Annotated in this window: 17 protein-coding genes; 7 read left to right on the top strand and 10 right to left on the bottom strand. The window is 73.2% G+C overall.

All coding sequences use genetic code 11. The annotated features are described in order from the left end of the window. Positions 1-22: 22 nt before the first annotated feature. The 3 genes from panB to J2S41_RS25475 form a co-directional block, all read right to left on the bottom strand. The gene (panB, locus tag J2S41_RS25485) at positions 23-859 is read right to left on the bottom strand and encodes a 3-methyl-2-oxobutanoate hydroxymethyltransferase (protein ID WP_310371186.1); all 837 of its coding nucleotides are present in this window, start codon (positions 857-859) and stop codon (positions 23-25) included. A gap of 119 nt (positions 860-978) precedes the next feature. Next, a complete protein-coding gene (locus J2S41_RS25480) occupies positions 979-2733 on the bottom strand; it encodes an NAD+ synthase (protein ID WP_310371184.1) in 1755 nt (584 codons plus the stop codon). A gap of 69 nt (positions 2734-2802) precedes the next feature. Continuing rightward, positions 2803-3624: a hypothetical protein gene (locus tag J2S41_RS25475; protein ID WP_310371183.1), complete on the bottom strand. Its 822-nt coding sequence runs from the start codon at positions 3622-3624 to the stop codon at positions 2803-2805. Positions 3625-3888: 264 nt separating this feature from the next. Between J2S41_RS25475 and glnA the strand changes: the two genes are divergently transcribed. Continuing rightward, complete coding sequence (gene glnA / locus J2S41_RS25470) at positions 3889-5241, top strand: type I glutamate--ammonia ligase (protein WP_310371182.1); 1353 nt, start codon at positions 3889-3891, stop codon at positions 5239-5241. A 233-nt stretch (positions 5242-5474) separates the two neighbouring features. Here the strand turns inward: glnA and J2S41_RS25465 are convergent, their stop codons facing one another. From J2S41_RS25465 to J2S41_RS25450, 4 genes are all read right to left on the bottom strand, one after another. Further along, positions 5475-6263: a hypothetical protein gene (locus tag J2S41_RS25465; protein ID WP_310371181.1), complete on the bottom strand. Its 789-nt coding sequence runs from the start codon at positions 6261-6263 to the stop codon at positions 5475-5477. Continuing rightward, positions 6260-6868 (bottom strand): RNA polymerase sigma factor, encoded by a 609-nt coding sequence (locus tag J2S41_RS25460; RefSeq protein WP_310371179.1) that lies wholly within the window; start codon positions 6866-6868, stop codon positions 6260-6262. Before J2S41_RS25460 ends, J2S41_RS25465 begins: the two co-directional genes overlap by 4 nt. A gap of 85 nt (positions 6869-6953) precedes the next feature. Next, positions 6954-8135: a diguanylate cyclase domain-containing protein gene (locus J2S41_RS25455; RefSeq protein WP_310371176.1), complete on the bottom strand. Its 1182-nt coding sequence runs from the start codon at positions 8133-8135 to the stop codon at positions 6954-6956. Positions 8136-8208: 73 nt separating this feature from the next. Beyond that, the gene (locus tag J2S41_RS25450) at positions 8209-9255 is read right to left on the bottom strand and encodes a sugar ABC transporter substrate-binding protein (RefSeq protein ID WP_310371174.1); all 1047 of its coding nucleotides are present in this window, start codon (positions 9253-9255) and stop codon (positions 8209-8211) included. 93 nt (positions 9256-9348) lie between these two features. Here J2S41_RS25450 and J2S41_RS25445 point away from each other — a divergent pair, with 93 nt between their 5' ends. From J2S41_RS25445 to mptB, 3 genes are all read left to right on the top strand, one after another. After that, positions 9349-10113 carry a type 1 glutamine amidotransferase gene (locus J2S41_RS25445; RefSeq protein WP_310371172.1) on the top strand — a complete coding sequence of 255 codons (765 nt, stop codon included), beginning with the start codon at positions 9349-9351 and terminating at the stop codon, positions 10111-10113. Next, positions 10113-13127: a bifunctional [glutamine synthetase] adenylyltransferase/[glutamine synthetase]-adenylyl-L-tyrosine phosphorylase gene (locus J2S41_RS25440; protein WP_310371170.1), complete on the top strand. Its 3015-nt coding sequence runs from the start codon at positions 10113-10115 to the stop codon at positions 13125-13127. The genes J2S41_RS25445 and J2S41_RS25440 overlap by 1 nt, the downstream gene beginning before the upstream one ends. 92 nt (positions 13128-13219) lie before the next feature. After that, positions 13220-14695 (top strand): polyprenol phosphomannose-dependent alpha 1,6 mannosyltransferase MptB, encoded by a 1476-nt coding sequence (gene mptB / locus J2S41_RS25435; RefSeq protein WP_310371168.1) that lies wholly within the window; start codon positions 13220-13222, stop codon positions 14693-14695. Here the strand turns inward: mptB and J2S41_RS25430 are convergent. Next, positions 14692-15645: an IS481 family transposase gene (locus J2S41_RS25430; protein WP_310376530.1), complete on the bottom strand. Its 954-nt coding sequence runs from the start codon at positions 15643-15645 to the stop codon at positions 14692-14694. The two genes, mptB and J2S41_RS25430, sit on opposite strands and share 4 nt — an antisense overlap. Positions 15646-15884: 239 nt before the next feature. Here J2S41_RS25430 and J2S41_RS25425 point away from each other — a divergent pair, with 239 nt between their 5' ends. Together J2S41_RS25425 and J2S41_RS25420 are read left to right on the top strand one after the other, a co-directional pair. After that, the gene (locus J2S41_RS25425) at positions 15885-16322 is read left to right on the top strand and encodes an SgcJ/EcaC family oxidoreductase (protein WP_310371166.1); all 438 of its coding nucleotides are present in this window, start codon (positions 15885-15887) and stop codon (positions 16320-16322) included. A gap of 122 nt (positions 16323-16444) precedes the next feature. Beyond that, entirely contained in the window at positions 16445-19786 is a 3342-nt protein-coding gene (locus J2S41_RS25420) for an AAA domain-containing protein (protein WP_310371165.1), read from the top strand. A gap of 123 nt (positions 19787-19909) precedes the next feature. Here the strand turns inward: J2S41_RS25420 and J2S41_RS25415 are convergent, their stop codons facing one another. Together J2S41_RS25415 and J2S41_RS25410 are read right to left on the bottom strand one after the other, a co-directional pair. Continuing rightward, positions 19910-20941, bottom strand: a complete 1032-nt coding sequence (locus J2S41_RS25415; RefSeq protein WP_310371163.1) for an ROK family protein — start codon at positions 20939-20941, stop codon at positions 19910-19912. 114 nt (positions 20942-21055) lie between these two features. Beyond that, a complete protein-coding gene (locus J2S41_RS25410; RefSeq protein WP_310371161.1) occupies positions 21056-21283 on the bottom strand; it encodes a TM2 domain-containing protein in 228 nt (75 codons plus the stop codon). A gap of 133 nt (positions 21284-21416) precedes the next feature. On the opposite strand from J2S41_RS25410, the gene J2S41_RS25405 reads away from it, so the two are divergent. Beyond that, positions 21417-23000, top strand: coding sequence for a Ycf46 family AAA ATPase (locus J2S41_RS25405; RefSeq protein WP_310371160.1), 1584 nt, complete (start codon positions 21417-21419; stop codon positions 22998-23000). The last annotated feature ends 24 nt before the right edge of the window (positions 23001-23024 follow it).

Genomic DNA, 23024 nt, shown 5'->3' with positions numbered 1-23024 from the left:
GGCCCCTTTCGACGAGAACGGGTCAGTGGAACGTGTGCTCGCCCGCCGGGAACTCGCCGCCGCGGACCTCGTCCGCGAACGCGCGGGTGGCGCGGGTGAGCTCGCCGGCCAGGTCCGCGTAGCGCTTGACGAAGCGCGGGGCCTTGCCGGTACGCAGGCCGGCCATGTCCTGCCAGACCAGCACCTGCGCGTCCGTGTCCGGCCCGGCGCCGATGCCGACGGTCGGGATCTCCAGGTCGTGCGTGACGCGCTTGGCGACCTCGCCCGGCACCATCTCCAGCACCACGGCGAACGCGCCCGCCTCGGCGACCGCGTGGGCGTCCGCCAGCACCCGCTCGGCGTCGTCGCCGCGGCCCTGCACGCGGTAGCCGCCGATGACGTGCTCGCTCTGCGGCGTGAAGCCGATGTGGGCCATGACCGGGATGCCGGCGTCGGTGATCGCGGCGATCTGGGCGGCGGCGCGGCGGCCGCCCTCCAGCTTCACCGCGTGGGCGCCGCCCTCCTTCATGAACCGGACGGCGGTGCGCAGCGCCTGCGTGGGGCCCTCCTCGTACGACCCGAACGGCAGGTCCGCGACGACCAGCGCGCTGCTGGTGGCGCGCACCACGGCGCGGACCAGCGGCAGGAGGTCGTCGACCGTGACCGGGACGGTGGTCTCGTACCCGAAGACGTTGTTCGCGGCGGAGTCGCCGACCAGCAGGACCGGGATGCCGGCCTGGTCGAAGATCGACGCGGTGTACTGGTCGTACGAGGTCAGCATGGGCCAGCGCTCGCCGCGCTGCTTGGCGGCGATCAGGTCCCGCGTGCGGATGCGCCGGTTGGCGGCGATGCCGTACAGCGTGGGTACTTCCTCGGACATGGGAGTCTCCTCTCACCTCGAGGCCGCGCTCGCGGTCCCCGGGCTCCTAGCGGAATGGTCCCACCGGGAGCGCCGGGGCCGGAGAGGTAGTGGAAGATTTCACACGCGTTGATGCCTTGTTACGAATCGCGCTCCCGGAAGCGGTTCGTGATCGGCAGGCGCCGGTCCCGGCCGAACGCCTTGATCGAGATCTTCGGGCCGGGCGCGGACTGGCGGCGCTTGTACTCCGCGATGTCCACCAGGCGCAGCGTGCGGTCGACGACCGCGGGGTCGTGCCCGGCCGCGACCAGGCCGTCCCGGCCCAGGTCGCCGTCGACGTAGCCGGCCAGGATCGCGTCCAGCACGTCGTAGTCCGGCAGCGAGTCGGAGTCCAGCTGGCCGGGGCGCAGCTCCGCGCTCGGCGGCTTGGAGATCGAGTTCTCCGGGATCGGCGGCGTCTCGCCGCGGCGCAGCGCCTCCTCGTTGCGCCACCGGGCCAGCTTCCAGACCAGCGTCTTCGGCACGTCCTTGATCGGGTTGAAGCCGCCGACCGAGTCGCCGTAGAGCGTGGAGTAGCCGACCGCCAGCTCGCTCTTGTTGCCGGTGGTGAGCACCAGGTGGCCCTCCTGGTTGGAGAGCGCCATCAGCGTGATGCCGCGTACCCGTGCCTGGAGGTTCTCCACCGCGAGCCCGGAGAGCGTGAGGTTGGCCAGGAACGCGTCCACCATCGGCGCGATCGGCTGCACGCGGTAGTCCAGGCCCTGGCGCTTGGCCAGGTCGGCGGCGTCGTCGCGGGAGTGCTCCGAGGAGTACTCACTGGGCATGGAGACGCCGGTCACCCGCTGCGGGCCGAGCGCGTCGACCGCGATCGTGGCGACCACGGCCGAGTCGATGCCGCCGGACAGGCCCAGCACCACGGACGAGAAGCCGTTCTTCTCCACGTAGTCGTGCAGGCCGAGGACCAGTGCGCGCCAGATCTCCTCCGCCGCGGTGCAGCGCTCCACCACGCCGCCCGCAAGCCCGGCCGGGTCCAGCGGCGTGAGCCGGTCCGAGACGTGCGCGCGGACGACGCCCATGGCGCCCTCCACCGGACGGGGATCGGCCTCACCGGTGGGTACGTCCAGATCGTGGATCAGCATGGTCTCGGTGAACTGCGGCGCGCGGGCCAGCAGCGTGCCGTCCGCGGCCACGATCATCGAGTCGCCGTCGAAGACCAGCTCGTCCTGCCCGCCGATCATGTTGACGTAGGCGACGGTCGCGCCCGCCTCCGCGGCCCGGCGCTGCACCAGCGGCAGGCGCACGTCGTCCTTGTCCAGTTCGTACGGCGAGCCGTTGATGTTGACGACCAGCCCGACGCCGGCCTCCCGCGCCACCGCGAACGGGCCGCCGGCCTGCCAGATGTCCTCGCAGATGGTCAGCGCCACGTCCACGCCGCCGACGCGCACCACGGTCAGGTCGGCGCCGGGGACGAAGTAGCGGTCCTCGTCGAAGACGCCGTAGTTCGGCAGGTGGTGCTTGAAGTAGCGGGCGACGACCGCGCCGCCGTGCAGCACCGCGGCCGCGTTGCGCGGGCCGCGGCCGGGCGTGGCGTCCGCGCGAATCCGGGCCGGGCCGTCGGAGTCGAGGTAGCCCACGATCACCGGCAGGTCGCCGAGGCCGTCCTCGGCCAGTCCGGCGGCGAGCGCGTCGAGCGCGGCGCGGGACGCGGCCACGAACGACTCGCGGTAGATCAGGTCCTCGACCGGGTAGCCGGTCAGCATCATCTCGGGGAACGCGACCAGATGGGCGCCGGAGCCGGCGGCGGCGCGCGTCCACCGGCGCACCAGGGCGGCGTTTCCGGGTATGTCACCGACGGTCGGGTTCACCTGGGCGAGCGCGAGTCGCAACGTGGCCATGTGCTCATCTTTCCCTGCCGGACCCCGGTCACGCCGCATTCGGAGGGTGTTAACCCGGCCACGTTCGACTCATTCCGAGTCAATCAAGCCCTCGAGCAGCTCCATCTTCTCCACGGCCACGTCCAGCGTGAGGTCGGCGTCGCCGGACTCGACCGTGCCCTCCGGCCCGACCGTGCGCAGCACGGAGAGCATCGGGCCGACGCGGCCGACCGCGAGGTAGCCGGTCAGCGTGCGGTCCTCGCCGAGCGCGGTGATCCGCACGGCGTACGCGCCGTCCGCGCCGTCGCCGGTCACCTCCAGCTCGTGGAGCGAGACGGTGGCGAGCGTGCCGTCCTCCAGCGTGGTCTGGAACGTCCGGCAGTCGGTGACCGAGGTGCGGATCGCCTCGTACGCCGCGGCCGCGCCGTCGTCCGCGAACAGCGACAGCGTCTGCCGCAGCCGGGGCGCCAGCGGCAGGGCCGGCGCGCCGCCCCCCGTACCGCCGGTGGGGTCGAGGTCGGTCACGGCCCGGTCGGTGAGCTCGTGCCCGCTGGGGACCAGCTCCCACGGCGCGTCGAACAGCAGGCGGCAGCGTTCGGCGCGCGCGGCCGGCGCCGGGGTGGGCGCGGCGGGTGGTGCGGCGGGCTCGGGTGCGCGCGTGGTCGGCACCGGTGCCGACGGCCCGCGCGTCCGGCGTTCTCCCAGGTCCGTGCGGGACAGCAGCGCGCGGGACAGCTCCGGCTGGTTGCCGGTGAGCGGTGCGCCGGGCGAGCTGGGCGCGGCGGCACGCGGCGGCGGTCCCTCGTCGACGTGCACGCCCATCACGTTCAGCGCGAGCAGGAGGGCGGCGAGCAGCAGCCCGGCCAGCAGGCCGCCGGCGACCGTCAGGGGCCGCCCGCTCAGGTGTCGCATGTGCGCTCCCTCCGTCCGATTAGTACCAACGGCTACAAACCGGGCAGGTTGCGCGCCGGGCGTGAATATCGGCAGGTTTGAATGCGGCGTAACACGTACGAAACCCGACCGGGAGACACTTGCGCCGCTGAGCGCTCCGGTGGGGGTTTACATCGTGCGCCAGGCCCTCCGGCCTAGGTGGGCGTAAGGTCTCCATCAGGCGGTCGGCGCCCCGTATCCGACGGCCGTCCGGGACATGGCACGTCGTTGCGAGGGGTTACAGAGGTGGACCGACAGCAGGAGTTCGTGCTCCGCACGCTGGAAGAGCGCGACATCCGATTCGTCCGGCTTTGGTTCACGGATGTGCTGGGCACGCTGAAGAGCGTCTCGGTCGCGCCGGCCGAGCTGGAGTCCGCCTTCGAGGAGGGCATCGGCTTCGACGGCTCGGCGATCGAGGGCTTCGCCCGGGTCTTCGAGTCCGACATGGTCGCCATGCCGGACCCGACCACGTTCCAGGTGTTCCCGTTCGAGGGCGGCGTCAGCGGCGAGAGCGCGCGGATGTTCTGCGACATCCTGCTCCCCGACGGCAGCCCGTCCTGGGCCGACCCGCGCCACGTGCTGCGCCGCATGCTCTCCAAGGCCGCGGAGAAGGGCTTCACCTTCTACACGCACCCGGAGATCGAGTTCTTCCTGCTGGAGAACGGCCCGCTGGACGGCTCGGTCCCGACGCCGGTCGACTACGGCGGCTACTTCGAGCACACCACGCACGCGGTCGCGCGCGACTTCCGCCGCCAGGCCGTGCTCGCGCTGGAGCGGATCGGCATCTCCGTCGAGTTCAGCCACCACGAGGTCGCGCCCGGCCAGCAGGAGATCGACCTGCGGTACGCGGACGCGCTCACCACGGCCGACAACATCATGACGTTCCGGCACGTGGTCAAGGAGGTGGCGCTGTCGCACGGCGTGCGCGCCACGTTCATGCCGAAGCCGTTCACCGACCAGCCGGGCAGCGGCATGCACACGCACCTGTCGCTGTTCGAGGGCGAGCGCAACGTCTTCCACGACGCCAGCGACCCGATGAAGCTGTCCAAGGTGGCCAAGGCGTTCATCGCCGGCCTGCTGGTGCACGCCCGGGAGTACACGGCCGTCACCAACCAGTGGGTGAACTCGTACAAGCGGCTCTTCCCGCAGCAGCTGCCGAACCAGATCACCGAGTCGCCGGCGTACGTGTGCTGGGGCCACCTGAACCGCTCTGCGCTGGTGCGCGTCCCGGCGTACGGCAAGCCCAACTCCGCCCGCGTGGAGATCCGCTCGCTGGACTCGGCCGTCAACCCGTACCTGGGCTTCGCGGTCATGCTCGGCGCCGGGCTCAAGGGCATCGAGGAGGGGTACGAGCTGCCCCCGGGCGCGGAGGACGACGTGTGGGCGCTCTCCAACGCCGAGCGCAAGGCGATGGGCTACGAGGCGCTCCCGGAGAACCTCTCCGAGGCGGTCGAGGCGATGGCCGGCTCCGAGCTGATCGCGGAGGTCCTCGGCGAGCACGTCTTCGACTTCTTCCTGCGCAACAAGCGCAGCGAGTGGGAGCAGTACCGGCGCGAGGTCACGCCGTACGAGCGCCAGCGCTACCTCGGCGCGCTGTAGCGGGGTCCCGGGCCGTAACGCCTCCGCCAGGCTGAAGCGGCCCCTCCCCGCCGTCTCGGCCCGGTCCATCGCGGTGCCCGCCCGTGGCACGACCGTCAGGCAATACAGGACCGTGCGATTCGGATGCCGGCACCGTCCCGCGGGCGGGGTTAGGGACGCCCGCGGGACGGCTGTTCCGGGTGGCGGCCGGCGGGGGTGAACGCTGCCGTGGATCACCCCCGCCGGCGCCGGAGCTACCCCCGCGGCGGGGGTTTGGGGGCCGGCGAGACGCTGGGAGGCGTGCTCGGCTCGCCGCCGGGGTAGCTGTCCTGTCCGCCGTCGCGCGGCCGGCCGGAGTGCGACGGCCACGGCGAGGACGGGGTCCACCCGTCGCGCCGGCCGTCGCAGAACCGGTCGACCCGGTCAGCGCCGCCCGCGTCCCGGACCAGGTCGCGGTAGCGGGCGTCGCGCAGCGCGCGGTCGCGCTGCCGGTCGTCCATGCCGGTCAGCTCGCGGCAGAGCTGGCCGTCGCCCGCCGCGTCCCGGTCCGGCGCGCGGCGGCCGGTGGCCGGCGCGGACCGCGACGGGGCGGCCGTCGACGGGGTGGCCGTGGCCGGGGCGACCGGCGGCCCGGCCGTGACGCCGGGGCCGGTGGTGGAGGGCAGCGGACGGGTGGTCTGTGACCGGGCCGGCGCGGGCCGTTCGCGGGCCTCGGTGCCGCCCGGCAGCGGCGCGGCCACGGTGGCCAGCGCGACGCCGCCCACGCCGGCGACCGCGACCAGGCCGAACGTGGCGATCTTCGCGGTCAGCACGCGGGACAGCGCGTCGCGCAGCGCGGACCGGCGACGGCGTGGCGGTGCGGCGGCGCGGGCGGCGCGGAACGCGGCCAGCGCGTCGGCCTCGCCGGGCAACTCCCGGTCGGCCGGTGCGGGCGCGGAGGCGGCGGCGAGCAGCGCGGCCAGCGGCTCGCGGGAACGGCGGAACCGGCCCTCGCGCAGGAGGTCCTCCGCCGCCGCCCGATCGATCTTCCCGCTCTCGCTCATCTCACCTCCCTCAGCGCCGGGGTGGCCGAATGTGTCACGCGCGGGGCCGGGCGCGGCGGCGGGGTGAGGCGTTCGGCCAGCGTGCGGAGCCCCCGGTACGCCGCGGTGCGCACCGCGCCGGCGCGCTTGCCGAGGATTCGGCCGGTGGCCTTCGCGTCCAGCCCGATCACCACGCGCAGCATGACCGCCTCGGCCTGGTCGCGGGGGAGCGAGGCGATCATCGCGACCGCCGCCTCCGTGCCGAGCAGCTCCATCGCCCGGTCCGCCGCGTCCTCGCCGGTGGTCAGCCGCGGCTCGGGCAGCGCCTCGACCGGCAGCGCGGAGACCGGGCGGCGGCGCTGCGCGCGCAGGCTGTCCATGGCGCGGTGCCGGGCGATGGTGGCGGTCCAGCCGCGGAAGCCGTCCCAGTCGCCGGCGAAGCCGCCGAGGTCGCGCGCGATCTGCAGCCACGCCTCGGAGGCCACGTCCTCGGCGTCGTCGCCGACCAGCACGCGCAGGTAGCGCAGCAGTGCCGGTTGCTGGAGGCGGTAGAGCAGCCGGAACGCCTCCTCGTCGCCGGACTGCGCGGCGCGCAGCGCGACGTCGAGGTCCTCCGGTTGCTGCATGCGACGACCTCCACGCCCGTGATGTCCGACTGCCGGCCGAGGACCGAAGGTCCCTCACGTCCCAGCGCCGGACGGCGGGAAAGTGTTACAGCGCCACGGGCTCCTCGTCGAGCGCGTCCGTGTAGATCGTCGGGCCGAGGCCGGCGCGCTTCGCCGCGTACATCGCGATGTCCGCGTGTTGCAGCAACTGGCTGGCGTCCGCCGCGTCGGTCGGGAAGATCGAGATGCCGATGCTGCCGTGAGTGCGCAGCACCTGCCCGTCGCCGAGCACGATCGGCTCGCCGAACGCGTCCGCGATCCGGCGCGCCACCAGCAGCGCGTCGCCGGGCGCGGACAGCCGCGGCAACAGCACCGCGAACTCGTCGCCGCCGAGCCGCGCGGGCGTGTCCGAGTCGCGGACCGCGGACCTGAGCCGTTCCGCGACGCGTTGCAGCAGCAGGTCGCCGACCGCGTGGCCGAGCGTGTCGTTGACCTCCTTGAACCGGTTGAGGTCGATCAGCAGCAGCGCGATCCGGTCGTGGTGGCGCGCGGCTTCGCGTACCGCCCGGTCGGTCTGCTCGTGCAGCAGCAGCCGGTTCGCCAGGCCGGTGAGCGGATCGTGCAACGCCTGGTGGCGGCTCGCCTCGGCCTGCCCCTCGATCCGGCGCTGGTAGCCGACCAGCACGGCGGCGGACAGGCCGAGCGGCAGCAACACCAGCACGATCATGATCAACGAGGCGGTACGCAACCGGTCGTTCTGCCGCTCCGCCGACTCCAGGAACGCGGTGGTCTCCAGCCGGGTGCGATCCATCTGCGCGGTGATCTGCTTGCGCAGCGCCTGCTCGGCCAGGTCCGCCTGCCCGGCCTGCAGCCGCACCTGCGCGTCCGCGCCACCGTCGCTCAGCTCGATCAGCTGGCGCAGCGTCCGGCCGTACGACCGGTAGGCGGGCAGCACCACGGTCACCGCCCGGCGGTCGTCCGCGTCCGCGTGCCCGGCCAGCCAGAGCAGGTGCGGCTCGCCGCCACCGATGGCCGAGGCGAGCGGTTCGCGCCCGACGTCGCTGCCGGCCCGCAGGTAGTCGCGCATCGCGTCCTGCTCGGCGTTGAGGCTCTGGAAGACCTGTCCCCACTCGTCGCTGATCTGGTTGAGGCGCCCGACGCCGGACGTGGCCCGCTGCATCACCAGGTTCGAGGCCATGGCGAGCGCGGCCAGCGCGAGCAGGCTCAGCGCCAGGCCCACGATGGCCGTCCGGGCGGCGCCGCGCCCGCCGGGAAACCGCGCCGGCATGCGGCCCACCTCCCGTGCGATTCGTGCGGCCCTGTGGAGCTACCGATCGGATCGGCGTGCCGGGGCCTGAGGGTTAGCGCGCGTCGGTGATCGGCCGCAGCCGGGACCCGGCCTCCGCCCGCAGCCGCTCGACCCCCGCGCCGAGCTGGGCCGCCCGCGCCTCCGCGGAGGCCTGGCGAACGATGATCGACTCTACGTTCTCCGCGGTCACCGGCAGGCCGGGGACGTAGATCCAGCCGTCCGGCAGCGGGTCGCCGCTCGTGGCGTGCTCGGCCTGGATCCACCCGGCGACCGCGGCCTTGAGGTAGTGCTCCGGCGAGACCACCGCGGTCAGCGTGCCGTCGCGGACCGCGGCCAGCGACTGCGCGTCCAGGTCGAACGCGCCGGCCAGCCAGCGCGCGCCCAGTTCCGTCCGGACCGAGGCCAGGTTGTACGCGTCCGGGTCGCCGTTGCCGAGGAAGGCCAGCGCGTTCGGATTCGCGGTCGCCAGCCGCACCCACGCCGCCCGGTTCGCCGGCCCGTCCTGCGCGGTGTCGTACGGGCCGGTCACGGTCACCCCGGGCAGCCGCTCGCCGAACCGCTCCCGCATGCCCTGCGTCCGGTAGTCCATCGTCGGCACGCCGGGCGCGATCGTGCCGAGCACCACGGTCCCGGTCGCGCGTGCCGGCAGCCGCTCGATGATCGCGTCCGCCAGCATCCGGCCCAGCTCGTAGTTGTCGTTGCTGACCAGCAGCGGCACGCCGGACGTGGGCATCGCCTGCACGCCGACCGCGATCAGCTGGATGCCGGCCTTCACCGCGGCCGCCATCGGGCGGGCGAACAGCTCCGGCGAGAGCGTGGTGACCGAGATGCCGTCGATCCGGTCGTCCGCCATCTCCTCGAACCGCCGCACCTGGCGCGTGCCGTCGACCACCTCCGGGCCGGATACCGACGCCTCCACCCCGCCGACCCGTGCGGCACCGGCCTGGTAGCCGAGGGTGAGCTCCACGGAGAAGTTCGACGCGGTGTCCGGCACCACGTACGCGATCCGCGGCGTCCCGTCGCGCCGGGGATCGCGGCACGCGCCGAGCACGGCCAGCGCCGCCAACCCGGCGAGCACCCGGCGGCGAGTGGATCTCATGACTCCATTCAAGCTGTTTCGGACCGGTTTGATGGTGAAACGGCGCGGGCCGCGAGACGCGGGAAACGGCGCCGAAACAGATAGCCTCGGTACGTGAGTACGGCGCTGGTGGTGGAGAACGATCCCGCGGACGACGTCCGGCGACTCGGCGAGTGGCTGACCGAGGCGGGCCTGACCCTGGAGATCCGGCGCCCGCACGCGGGCGACGAACTGCCCGAGACGCTGGACGGCTACGCCGCGCTGGTGGTGCTCGGCGGCGCGCAGAGCGCCTATCCGGACGCGGCCGGCACACCCGGGGCGCCCTGGTTCCCGCGGCTGGAGAGCCTGCTGCGCAAGGCGGTCCGGCACCGGACGCCGACGCTCGCGGTCTGCCTCGGCGCGCAGCTGCTCGCCACCGCGCACAACGGCACGGTGGTCCGCAGCCCGTCCGGGCCGGAGATCGGCCCGGGCCTGGTCGGCCGGCGGGACGCCGCGGACACCGATCCGCTGTTCCGGTACGTACCGCTGCTGCCCGACGTGCTGCAGTGGCACCTGGACGAGATCACCGAGCTGCCGGCCGGCGCGGTGCTGCTGGCCGCCTCCACCCGATATCCGCACCAGGCGTTCCGGCTCGGCGACCGCGCGTGGGGCGTGCAGTTCCACATCGAGTGCGACGCCGACATGATCGCCCGCTGGGCCGCCAAGGACGACGGGCTGCTGGCCGACCTCGGCTACGCGCCGCAGGACGTGGTGGACGCCTGCGCGGCCGCGCTCGCCGACGTGGAGGAGGTCTGGCAGCCGTTCGCGGCCCGGTTCGCCGCGCTCGCGCTCGGCACGCTCAGCGGCGCCGGCCGCTCCCTGCCGCTGCTGGGACAGTGATGACCCGGCCCACCAGCGCGCGGCTGGCCCGCTACGGCTTCACGCTCGCCGGCACCGGCCCGAAGGCCGCGGACCTGCTCGGCGACCTCGGCCTGTGGAACGCGGACGCCCAGGAGCCGGCCGACGAGGTCGCCGGCGAGCTGCTCACCGTGCTGTCCCGGGTCGCCGATCCGAATTTGGCGCTGCGCCAGCTGCACCGCGTCGTGGAGGCCGAGCGCCGCGCGCACCCGCCCGCCGAGACGCCGCCCCCGCCGCCGGAGGGCCGCCTGCGCCGCGCGCTGCACCTGCACCGCCACCACGAGGAGCCGGTCGACGACGGTCTGCTCGGCACGCTGCGCCGGGACCGCGGGCTGGCCCGGCGCCTGCTCTCGGTGCTCGGCGCGTCCGGCCCGCTCGGCGACGACCTGGTCGCGGACCCGGACCGGTGGCGCGTGCTGTGCACGGAGAAGAACGGCGTGGCGCCGGACGCGGACGGCACGCTCGACGTGGAGGGGCCGCCGACGGTGGCGGCGCTGCGCCGGGCGTACCGCGTGGGACTGCTGAGGATCGCCGCGGCGGACCTGACCGCGGGCCGCAGCCTGGAGCAGACCATGGCCGCGATCACCGCGCTGGCCGACGCGACGCTGGCCGCCGCGTACGACCTGGCGGTGTCGGAGGTGCCCGCCGAGCCGAGCCTCGCGGTGATCGCGATGGGCAAGTGCGGCGCGACCGAGCTGAACTACGTGTCCGACGTGGACGTGATCTTCGTGTGCCGCGGCGACGAGGATCTCGCGGCCGGCACCACGGTCGCGGCCCGGCTGATCGAGATCTGCGGCCAGGTCGCCTGGCAGGTCGACGCCGCGCTGCGGCCGGAGGGCGGGCGCGGCCCGCTCGTCCGCACGCTCGCCAGCCACCTCGCCTACTACCACCGGTGGGCGCGCACCTGGGAGTTCCAGGCGCTGCTCAAGGCACGGGTCGCGGTCGGCGACCGGGCGCTGGGGGAGGAGTGGCTCACCCAGCTCGGTCCGCTGATCTGGCACGCGGCCGAGCGGCCGGAGGCGGTCGACGACATCCGCAAGATGCGCCGCCGGATCATCGACCAGGTCCCGCCGAAGCAGAAGGACCGGGAGATCAAGCGCGGCCCCGGCGGACTGCGCGACATCGAGTTCGCGGTGCAGCTGCTCCAGCTCGTGCACGGGCGGGTGGACGAGTCGCTGCGCGTCGGCGGCACGGTGCCGGCGCTGCGCGCGCTGGTCAACGGCGGATACGTGGGCCGGCAGGACGGCGAGACGCTGCTGCGCGGCTACCGGTTCCTGCGCGCGGTCGAGCACCGGCTGCAACTGCAACAGCTCAGCCGTACGCACACCGTGCCGGCCGACGCGGAGGCGCAGCGCTGGCTCGCCCAGTCGCTCGGCTACGCGCCGCTGCCCGGCCGGGACGTGGTCGAGGCGTTCCGCGCGGACTGGGTCGCGCACGCGGCCGGCGTTCGCCGCCTGCACGCCAAGCTGCTCTACCGGCCGCTGCTGGAGTCCGTGGCCCGGGTCCCCGCGGAGCAGCTCCGGATGTACCCGGAGTCGGCCCGCCGCCGCCTCCAGGTGCTCGGCTACGCGGACCCGGCCGGCGCGCTGCGGCACATCGAGGCGCTCACCGGCGGCCTGTCCCGCACCGCCGCGATCCAGCGCACGCTGCTGCCGGTGCTGCTGGAGGAACTGGCCGACGCGCCCGAGCCGGACCGCGGCCTGCTCAGCTACCGGCAACTGTCCGACAAGCTCGGCAGCGCGCCCTGGTACCTGCGCCTGCTCCGCGACGAGGGCCCGGTCGTGCGCCGGCTGGCCCGGCTGCTCGGCCTCTCCCGGTACGCGGCCGACCTGCTCGCCCGCGACCCGGAGGCGCTGCGCCTGCTGGCCGACGACGCGGAACTCACGCCGCGCGACCGGGACGTGCTCGAACCCGGCTTCGCCGCCGCGGCCGCGCGCCACCTCGCACCCGCGGACCCGCACCAGGCGATCGGCGCGGTCCGCGCGCTGCGCCGCCGCGAGCTGCTGCGCCTGGCCTGCGCGGACATCCTGGTCAACGCGGGCGACCTGGCCCCGGCCAAGCCCGCCGGCATGCTGGAGGTCGCGCGCGGGCTCTCCGCGGTCACCGACGCCACGCTCGCCGCCGCGGTGCGGGTGGCCCGCGAGGTGCACCGGGTCGACCCGGACCTGCGGTTCACCGTGATCGGCATGGGCCGGCTCGGCGGCGACGAGATGAGCTACTCCTCGGACGCGGACGTGCTGTTCGTCTTCGACGGCGGAGAGGCCGCCGCCGCCCACGCGGTCGCGGAGGAGCTGCGCCGGCTGCTCGGCATGCCCGCGCACGACCCGCCGCTCGGCATCGACGCGGACCTGCGCCCGGAGGGCCGGCAGGGGCCGTTGGTGCGCAGCCTCGCCGCGTTCCGGTCGTACTACGGCCGCTGGTCCAAGATCTGGGAGGCGCAGGCGCTGCTGCGCGCCCGGTACGTCTGCGGCGACACCGCGCTCGGCACCGAGTTCCTGGCGCTCGCGGACACGCTGCGCTACCCGGACGGCGGGCTCAGCCGCGAGCAGATCACCGAGATCCGCCGGATCAAGGCGCGGGTGGAGAACGAGCGGCTGCCGCGCGGCGCCGACCCGGCCACCCACACCAAGCTCGGCCGAGGCGGGCTCGCCGACGTCGAGTGGGCGGTGCAGCTGGTCCAGTTGCGGCACGCGCACGCGGTGCCGGGGCTGCGCTCCACCCGTACGCTCGACGCGCTCGACGCCGCCCGGGACGCCGGCCTGGTCGACGCGGCGGACGCGGCCGCGCTGCGGGCCGGCTGGACGCTCGCCGCCGAGGTGCGCAACGCGCTCACGCTGGTCCGCGGCCGGCCCACCGACCAGTTGCCCCGGCACGGCCCGGAGCTGGCCGGCGTGGTCCAGTTGCTCGGCGCCGCCGACCCGCAGGAGTTCGTGGACGAGTACCTGCGGACCACCCGGCGGGCGCGCGCGGCGACCGAACGCGTGCTCGACTCGTGACGGGTGTCCTTCCTCATGGCGGGCGGGTGAGCCGGAGCGCGGTGGCTTAGCCTTTCTCCGGCAACGCCGACGACCCGGAAGCAGATCTCACCGTGACCATCGCACCGCCTGCTGTGAAGAAGCCGCTGCTCGCACCGCTGACCACGGCCCGCTGGTCCGGATTCGCCGGCGCGGTGCTGCTGGGCGTCGCGGCCTACCTGGGCGGCGCGCTGCCGGTGCCGCAGCCCGCCTGGGTCTCCCCGGTCACGATCTGGCACACGGAGAACGGGCCGGCCTCCGTCGTGCTGTACTTCGCCGGCGTGATCCTGCTGATCCTGGGCTGGTGGCAGGCCCGGACCGGCGCGCTGACCGTGCGCTGGGTCGCGGTGACGGCCGCGCTGTGGTCGCTGCCGCTGATCGTCGCGCCGCCGCTGGCCAGCCGCGACGTCTACCCGTACTCCTGCCAGGGCGAGGTGTTCGCGGCCGGGATCGATCCGTACCGCAACGGCGTCGCCGCGCTGCCCTGCGAATGGCTGGACCTGGTCACTCCGATGTGGCGGGAGACCCCGGCACCGTACGGCGCGGTCTTCATGGCGGTCGCCGGGCTGGTCGCGCACGTCACCGGCACGCTCTGGGCCTCGATCGCCGGCTTCCGGGTCGCCGCCGTGGCCGGCCTGCTCCTCGCCGCGGTGAGCCTGCCCGCGCTGGCCCGCCGCGCCGGCGCCGACCCGGCCCGCACGCTCTGGCTGGGCCTGACCACGCCGCTGGTCGCGATCCACCTGCTGTCCGGCGCGCACAACGACGCCCTGATGATCGGCCTGTTCCTGGCCGGGCTCGCGGTCACGCCGCGGCCGTCCGACGACCGTACGCCCACCTGGTGGTGGCGGCTCGCCGCGGCCGGCGCGCTCATCGGACTCTCCGTCGGCGTCAAGGGCACCGCGCTGGTCGTGCTGCCGTTCGCGGCGCTGCTGGCGCTCGGCGCGCCGTTCCGCTGGCGCGCGCTCTGGCCGGTCGCCGCGGTGCTCACCGGCGGGGCGGTGGCCGCGCTGGCCGGCACCACGCTCGCCGCCGGGCTCGACTTCGGCTGGCTGGCCGCGCTCTCCAGCACCGGCGACTCCGTGGTGTGGCAGTCGCCGCCGACCTCGTTCGGCCTGACGATCGAGTGGCTGGCGCAACTGGTCGGCGTGCGGCTGCGCGCGTTCGGCGCGTTCCGGGTCATCGCGCTGGTGCTGCTGATACCGGTGCTGGTGGCGATCTGGTGGCACGCCCGGCACGAGCAGACCGACGCCCGGGTGCTGCACCACGCCGGCCTGGCCCTGGCCGCCACGCTCGCGCTCTCCCCGGTCGTGAACATCTGGTACATGACCTGGCCGATCGCGCTGCTGGCGATCGCCGCCGCGTCCGGTCGCGGCCTGCTCGGCCTGACCGTCGTCACGGTCGCCGGCCCGTTCCTGATCATGCCGGACGGCACCGGCCTCGCCTACTTCACCCGCATCCCCGGCGCGCCGCTGATGGTCGCGTTCTCCGTCTGGTTCATCCTCCGGCTGGCACGCCGCCTGCGCGAAGAGCGGCGAATCGCCGCCGCCTAGATGTGCTGTCCCGACAGGTTGGTGACGCGGTGGGCGGGTGGGTGGCCGCCGAGTGCGGTGTGGGGTCGGTGGTAATTGTACCAGTCGAGCCAGTGTGGGTAGGCGTTGTTGCGGGCGGTGTCGGTGGTGTAGGGCTGGTGGTAGGCCCATTCTTCGGTGAGGGTGCGGTGGAAGCGTTCGACTTTGCCGTTGGTTTGGGGTCGCCAGGGCCGGGTGTGGCGGGGTTGGATGCCGAGGTCTGCGCAGGTGTTGTGCCAGGTGTTTTTGGTGTAGGCCCAGGCGTTGTCGGTCAGGACGCGGTGGACGCGCACGCCGTGTGCGGTGAACCATGCGGTGGCGCGGCGTAGGAATCCGGCGCAGGTGGCGGCGGTTTCGTTGGGGAGGATTTCGGAGTAGGCCAGGCGGCTGTGGTCGTCGAGGGCGGTGTGGATGTAGGCGTAGCCTGCGCCGTTGCGGTTGGTGCGGCCGGTGGGTCGGCCGAGGGTTTTGTGTCCGCCGCCGTCGGGGATACGGGCGAGTTTCTTGACGTCGATGTGGACGAGTTCGCCGGGCTGGTCGCGTTCGTAGCGGCGTACGGGTTCGCCGGTGGCTCGGTCCAGGCAGGCCAGGACTGGTTCGCCGTGCCGGATGAGGATGCGGTGTGCGGTCGACGGTGCGATACCGGCGCGGGTGGCCAGGCGGGCAGGGCCGATGCGGTGCGCGCGGCGCATCGCGAGGACGTGTGCCTCGATCGGGGCGGGGGTGCGTGCGGGGCTGTGGTGCGGCCGGCTGGAACGGTCGGTCATCCCGGCTGGTCCGTGTTCGCGGTAGCGGCGGGCCCACCGCTGTGCGGTGGTCGGTGAGACCTGGAACCGTGCCGCGGCGGCCCGTAACGGCCATCCGTCATCGACCACGCAACGCGCCAGGCGCAGCCGCCCGGTCGGTGTCAGGGATGCATTAGCGTGCGTCATGAGGACCTTCCTGAGATCGGTGCGGCTGTTGTGGTAGCTCCACACCTATCCGGAAGGTCCTCACCTCATCAAGATCCCGTACCCGTCACCAACGTCCCGAGACAGCACACCTAGAGCCTGTGTCGGCGTGGGATGCCGGGCTGCGGCGCGACCCGGGCGCCGCGCACCCGGACGACACCTGGACCTCGCCGCGCTCCGACTCCCGACGCCGACACAGGCTCTGATGTCACCATCGGCGGATGGAGTCATTCGAGGAGGCGGTGACCGCGCTGCACGCGGCCGTGCTCACCGCCTGGAACACGCGTGACGCCGCGGCCTTCGCCGCACTGTTCGCGGACGGCGGCCAGCTCGTCGGCTTCGACGGCAGCCAGGTCCCGGCCGCGGAGATCGAGGCACACCTCACCCCCGTCTTCTCCGGCCACGCCACCGCCGCGTACGTGTGGCGCGTCCGCGAGGTCCGCCCGCTCGCCGACGGCGTGGCCCTGCTGCGCGCGATCGCCGGCATGCTGCCGCCGGGCGCGGACGTGCCGCATCCGGCGCTCAACGCCGTGCAGTCCGTGGTCGCCGTGCACACCCCGGCCGGCTGGCGCATCGCACTCCTGCAGAACACCCCGGCCCAATACCACGAACGCCCCGACCTGGCCGAGGCCCACACCGCCGCACTCGTGGACGACTGAGTGACGCACCTCTCCTGGTAGATCGAAATGTAGTAGTGCCTGGCCGGTTGCTGACGGTAGTGTCGTGGCGGTTGTTCGCTGAGACGCGGTGGGGGTCGGTCTTGCCGGACTGGCGTGAATTCGTGGGCATCGCACTCGACGTCTGGATCGCCGCGAAGGAGAGCCCGAGGCGGTCCGGCACATCGTCGAGGATCGGGCGGGCCCGGCTCGTCGAGCCGGGGTGGTACTCGGTGGATCTCCGGGGGACCAGGTTCTCCGGTCTCGATCAGATCGAGTCGCTGCGGCTGGCCGGGCCCGGCGGCCCCGAGTCCGGTCCGGCCCATCCGGTGCTGGAAGCCGTGCAGGAGGGCGAGGCGGTCCGCTTCCGGGCCCCGGAGTTCGCGGACATCGAAGACCCGCACCTCTGGCAGGAGAAACAGGACCCCATCCACCTGCTGATCGCGCTGCGCGATGGGATCGTCGGGCTCGGCGACGCCGGACTGGCGCACGAGCTGGCGGCCGGACGGCTCGCGCCGTCTCCCGCCGCTACCAGGGAGATCAGCGGTTTCACCCCGGCGCAGAACGCGGCCTACTCCGCCTGCCTCGGCCACGGCGTGCACCTGGTCTGGGGGCCGCCCGGCACCGGCAAGACGAGGGTGATCACCGAGGCGATCGACACGCTGGTACGGAGCGGCAAGCGGGTGCTGCTGGTCTCCGCCACCAATATCGCCGTGGACAACGCCCTGCTCGGCGCCGTCAAGAGCAAGCGGCACCGCCCCGGGGCCCTGCTGCGGGTCGGACCGCCGCATCACCCGGAGGTGCTCGCGCATCCCGACGTCTGCCTTCCCGCCCTGGTGGAGAGTCGGCTGGAGTCCGTCGCCCGGGAGCGCGCCCGGATCGAACGGCAGCTTGTGCGGATCCGTACGGAGCGGGACGAACTGGCCCGGCTCGACAGCGCGCTGGCCGGCTTCGACGTGGCCGCGTACCACCTCGCACGGCGCGCCATCACCTCGGCAGCGGCGGTGCCCGGGCTCGCCGAGGCGGCATCGGAGGCACGTGACGTGGCACGGTCGGCCCGGTCGCGCGCCGACGAGGCGAACCGCCGGAGTGCCGCCGCCGAACAGAGCTGGGCCGCCGGGGAACCCGCGCGGCAGGCGTACCGGGACATCGACCGGATGCGGCAGGACCTGACCACGCTGGAGGAGGCCGCCGACGGGCAGGCCGCTCAGGCGCTCCGCGCCCGGCACGCCGCGGACCTGATCGACACCGAGATCCGGGAGCTGAGCGCCGGCCACCGGCTGTCCCGACTGACGAACCGGGGCCGTCTGAGGAAGCTCGCCCAGGAACTGGAGCAGGCCCGGTCGGAGGCGGAGCACGCGCGGCTGCGGGCACAGGAGGCCAGGGAACTCGTCGAGCGGCATCGCCGGCAGACGGCGGATCGCATCCGGAGGACGGCCGACGCGGCCGGCCACACCCGTCAGGACCTCGACCGTCTGGAGGCGGCGCTGCGGGACGCGCGCGCGGAGGCGGCCCGCCGAACCGGGCTCGCGGAGGCGGCGGAGACCGCCCTCGACGCGGCCCAGCAGCGCTTGCTCACCGCGGAGGCGGCGGCGCCGACCGAGGCGCAGCGCGCACTCGTCGCGGACGCAGACGCGCGCGAGTTGCCCGCCCTCGACGCCCAGGCCCGGGTGCTCCGGACGCGTGTGAGCGCCGCCGAGGAGGAGCGGAGCCGGCTGGAGCAGGCGTTCACCACGGTGCATGAGCAGTACGCCCGCCTGAGCCGGGACGCCGAGGGCGAGATCATCAAGAGTGCCCGGCTGGTGGCGACCACGCTAGCCCGGCTCCGCACGAGCAAGCCGCTGATGGACGGACCGTACGACGTCGTGCTGGTAGACGAGGCCGGTGCCGCCAACCTTCCGGAGGTTCTGCTCGCGGTCTCCCGCGCCACCGGGGCGGCGGTGCTCTTCGGCGACTTCATGCAGCTAGGTGCCGTCATAGACGAGAAGCAGGTCAAGGAGTCCGACCGGCAAGAGGTGAGGACCTGGCTCCTCCGCGACGTGTTCGCGCACTGCGGCATAAAGGCGCCGGACGACGCGGAACGGCACCCGGGCTGCACCATGCTGGACGTCCAGCATCGATTCGGACCCGAGATCATGGGGCTGGCCAACGCGATCGCCTACGACGGCCGCCTCAAGGCGGGCGGGTCCGTCCGGCCGCACCCCGCGAACGATCCGGAGATCCTCTTCATCGACGTCGACGAGCTGGGCGACATCTCGCGCGTCCGGCCGGACGGCTGGCACAAGGGCTGGTGGCCGGCGGGCGCGTTGCTAGCCCGGGTGCTGTCCGACTACCACCGGGCCCGGGGCGAACGGACCGGCATCGTCACGCCGTACGGCCGTCAGGTCGAGGCGACGCTGGAAGCGCTGCGCGACCACGAGGCCGATTCCTCGGCCGTCACGGAGGTCGGCACCGCGCACCGCTTCCAGGGGCGTGAGTTCCCGATCGTCATCTTCGACATGGTCGAGGACGGCTACGGTGAACGCTGGATGGCCAAGGCGACCCGGGGCGAGGACCACTACCTGCGCGACGGCATCCGGCTCTTCAACGTGGCCGTCACCCGCACGCAGCACCGGCTGTACCTGATCGGCAGCCGGACGCGGCTCGCATCCGCGGCGGAGGGTACGCCGTTCCACTACATCGCGGATCTCGTCGCGCAGCGACGCGCGCGCGTCATCCGGGCGAACCAGTTGGTCAGCCCCACCAGCACGCCCAGCGGTGAACTCACCAAGCTCGCCGGGACGTTCACCGGCGAGCTCGCGGAACTGCTCGCCCAGCACGTCCGGGTCTGCGACATTCAGGACGAGCGCGAGTTCTACACCACGTTCGCCGACCACCTCGCGGCGGCACGGCACTCGATCTGGCTGTGGGCGCCGTGGACCGCCACGCGGGTCCGCACGATCCTGCCGGTCCTGCGCGACGCGGTGGGCCGTGGCGTGCGCGTCACGCTGTTCGTCCGCGACGAGAGCGACCAATTGCAGCAGAAGCCCGCGCATCAGCGGTTCCTGGCCGATCTGCGATCCGTGCTGGACACCGTGGTCGAGGTCAACGAGATGCACCAGAAGATCGTGGTGATCGACGAGCAACTGGTGCTGCTCGGAAGCCTCAACGTGCTCTCCCAGTCGTGGACGCGTGAGGTCATGGTGACCATGCGCGGGGCGTACTTCGCACGCAAGCTGCTCGAACACGAGCACGCCAGGGAGTTCAGCCGGCCACCGCTCTGCGGCGCCTGCGGGCAGAGCCGGATCGCCCTGCGCCGGAGGCGGAACGGTGCCTGGTACTGGCGCTGCTACTCGGAACGGTGCCCGCTGTGGCGGCCGGGCGGCCGTGCGAACTGGACCCAGGATGTCGGGGTCGGTGCCGGACCATCGCCGCGACGTGTCGGAGTCGCGGGACGCCCGAAGACCGGGGCGCCCCGTCATCCCTGAACGGCTCGCGGGCGACCCCGGCCGCCCACGGATCCGGCAGGGAGGAGCGCCAGCGACGACCGGTGCCCGCTCCGAGCAAGCGGAACCGGACCCGCCGGAAGCGGGAGAATGAAATGAAGGCTGTTATTCGCCCGGTACGTGGCGCTCCAGCGCCGCGATCGCCGCGCCCCGTGCTCCGGCCATGTCCAGGTCCGGGACCAGGGCGAACGTCGCCACGGCGGATTGTTCGGCGCGGAGCAGGGTGTGGTCGCGGACGGTTTTGATGAACCACTCGCGGAAGTGGGGCTGGGTCTCGACGACGCCGCCGCCGACGAAGTAGGCGTGTGGGTCGGTGAAGTTGGCGGCGACCGTGAAGAGGCGGCCGATGGCGGTGGCCTGCTGCTCGAAGACGCGCAGGGCCATCTCGTCGCCGGCCTCGGCCATGCCGCGCAGCTTCTTGGCGGCGGCCATGATGGAGGGTTCGTCGTGCAGCGGGTGGTCGGGGTAGCGGGCCAGCCAGTACGGCAGGAGGTTCTTGGCGATGCCGGTGAGGGAGGCGATGCTCTCCGAGTCGCCGGTGAAGCCGCAGTTGCAGGTCGGCAGCGGCTGGTCGTCCTCGATCAGGCCGTGCAGCGGGATGGTGACGTGGCCGAGCTCGCCGGCCATGCCCGCGGCGCCCCGGACGACCTGGCCGTTCTCGACGACGCCGCCGCCGAGGCCGGTGCCGACGATCGCGGAGATGGACGAGGTGTCCGCGGCGGCGGCGCCGAAGTAGACGTGGTGGGCGTAGAGCGCGGCCGCGTTGCCGTCGTTGTTGTAGACGACGGGCAGGCCGAGCCGGGCCTCCAGCGCGCCGCGGATGTCGAAGCCGTGCCAGGCGGGCTCGGAGAAGTTCGTCGAGCCCTTCTGCGAGATCACGCCGTCCGCGGTGGCGGGGCCGGGGGTGTCCAGGCCGACGGCGACGACCGCGTCGCGGGGCACGCCGGTGACGGTCAGGATGTTGTCGAGCGCGTCGGAGAGCGCGGTCACGGCCTGCTCCGGGCCTTCCTTGACCCGGCTGGGGATCTCGACCATGCGGTCGACCAGGAACTCGCCGGCCGCGGTGAGGACGGTCGCGTTGTTGGCGGTGCCGCCGTTGTCGATGCCGACGACCACCGGACCCTTGACCAAGACCATCGTCGCCTCCGCCGTACGCCGGAACCCTGCCCGCATCGTACCGACGATCTTCCCTGCCGGAGACGGATCGGCCCCCGGGATCGCGAGGTGATCCCGGGGGCCGGACGCCACGGCTCAGCGCGCGAGCGCGAGACCCTGCTTGTCCTTGAAGTTGCCGGTAACGATCAGGATCAGGTCGATGAGCCACCAGAGGCCGAAGCCACCGAGGGTGATCAGCATCAGGATGCCGGTGCCGATCTTGCCGACGTAGAAGCGGTGGATGCCGAGCGTGCCGAGGAAGATCTCAAGCAGAAGCGTGACGACCCAGGACTTCTGACCGACGGCGACGGGGGTGGTGGACATGATTCGAGTATCTCCTAGCTGAAAGTTCCCTGGAAAATCGATGCACAATAACGGGGCCGGGTGTGCATAGGCAACACCTCTTCGGCTCATTGCTACTCTTCTGCCGGTCGAACGTCTGCGGGGAGGAAATGCGATGCCGTCGGGCGGTTTCAGGGGCGACCTCTCGCAGGCATTCCGCGCGCGGATTCCGATCCTCTACGTCGAGTCGTACGAGGAACATCGCGCGCTCGCCGAAATCGCCGCGGTCGCCCGCGATCCGGAACTGGTCCGTACCCCGCGGGTGCTGCTCACGTGGTCGCCGACGAGCGGGCTGATCCAGCCGGACGGCACGGCCGTGCGCGGCGCGATCGACCCGGAGGACGCGCTCGTCGCCGCGCTGCGCACCGACGAGCCCAGCGTGTTCGTCTTCTGCGACCTGCACGGCACGCTCGGCCCCGCGGTCGTCCGGCTGCTCCGCGACGTGGCGGTCGCGTTCCGCGCCGGCCCGGTCCCGCGCACGCTGATCATCCTGGCGCCCGGCCTGCACATCCCGCACGACCTGGAGAAGGAGGTCTCGATCCTGGACTTCCCGCTCCCGGCCGAGACCGAGATCCGGGCGCTGCTGGACCGCATGATCGACGACAACGTGGCCACCGGCCGGATCACGGTCACGCTCACGCCCGGCGACCGGGAGCGCTTCGCCAAGGCCGCGCTCGGGCTCACGCTGCACGAGGCGGAGAACGCGTTCGCCCGGGCCATGGTGGACGACGCGGTGCTGGCCCCGGCCGACCTGGCCGTCGTCCACGAGGAGAAACGCCAGGCGGTACGCAAGTCCGGCCTGCTCGAGTTCGTCGAGCCGCACACCGGGCTGGCCGACGTCGGCGGCCTGGAGAACCTGAAGCGCTGGCTGCTCCGCCGGGACGGCACCTGGCTCGACGAGGCCGCCGCCTGGGGCCTGCCCGCGCCGCGCGGCGTGCTGATCACCGGCGTGCCCGGCTGCGGCAAGTCGCTCACCGCCAAGGCCGTCGCGGCCGGCTGGGGCCTGCCGCTGCTCCGCCTCGACCTGGGCCGGGTCTTCAGTGGCCTGGTCGGCTCGTCCGAGCAGAACATGCGCACCGCGATCCGCGCCGCCGAGGCCACCTCGCCGTGCGTGCTCTGGGTCGACGAGGTCGAGAAGGGCCTGGCCGCCGCCGGCTCCTCGACCGGCGACAACACCGGCACCGGCGCGCGCGTGCTCGGCACGTTCCTCACCTGGCTGCAGGAGAAGACGCGCCCGGTCTTCGTCATCGCCACCGCGAACGACATCGACCGCCTCCCCGCCGAGCTGCTCCGCAAGGGACGTTTCGACGAGATCTTCTTCGTGGACCTGCCCACCGGCCCGGAGCGCACCGCCATCTGGACCGTTCACCTCGCCCGCCGCCTCAGCCGTCCCGCCGTGGCCGGCCGCCTCGACCTCACGCCCGACCTGCTGCACGAGCTGACCAAGCTGACGCTCGGGTTCTCCGGCGCCGAGATCGAGCAGGCCGTGGTCTCCGCGCTCTACGACGCGTTCGCGGAACGCCGCCCGCTCCAGCGTGACGACCTGGTGCGCGCCGTCTCCAACACGGTGCCGCTCAGCGTGACCCAGTCGGAACGGATAGAGGCCATTCGCACCTGGGCCGCCAACCGCGCGGTCGCCGCGACCGCGCCGGAGGACTGGGATATGGGCACCGGCAACGGGCGGCCCGTAGAGTTCTGATCTCTGGCCCGTGCACATCTGCGG

It is taken from the genome of Catenuloplanes atrovinosus, from assembly GCF_031458235.1.
Classification (GTDB): Bacteria; Actinomycetota; Actinomycetes; order Mycobacteriales; family Micromonosporaceae; genus Catenuloplanes; species Catenuloplanes atrovinosus.
This window is presented reverse-complemented; position numbering and strand designations above follow the sequence as displayed.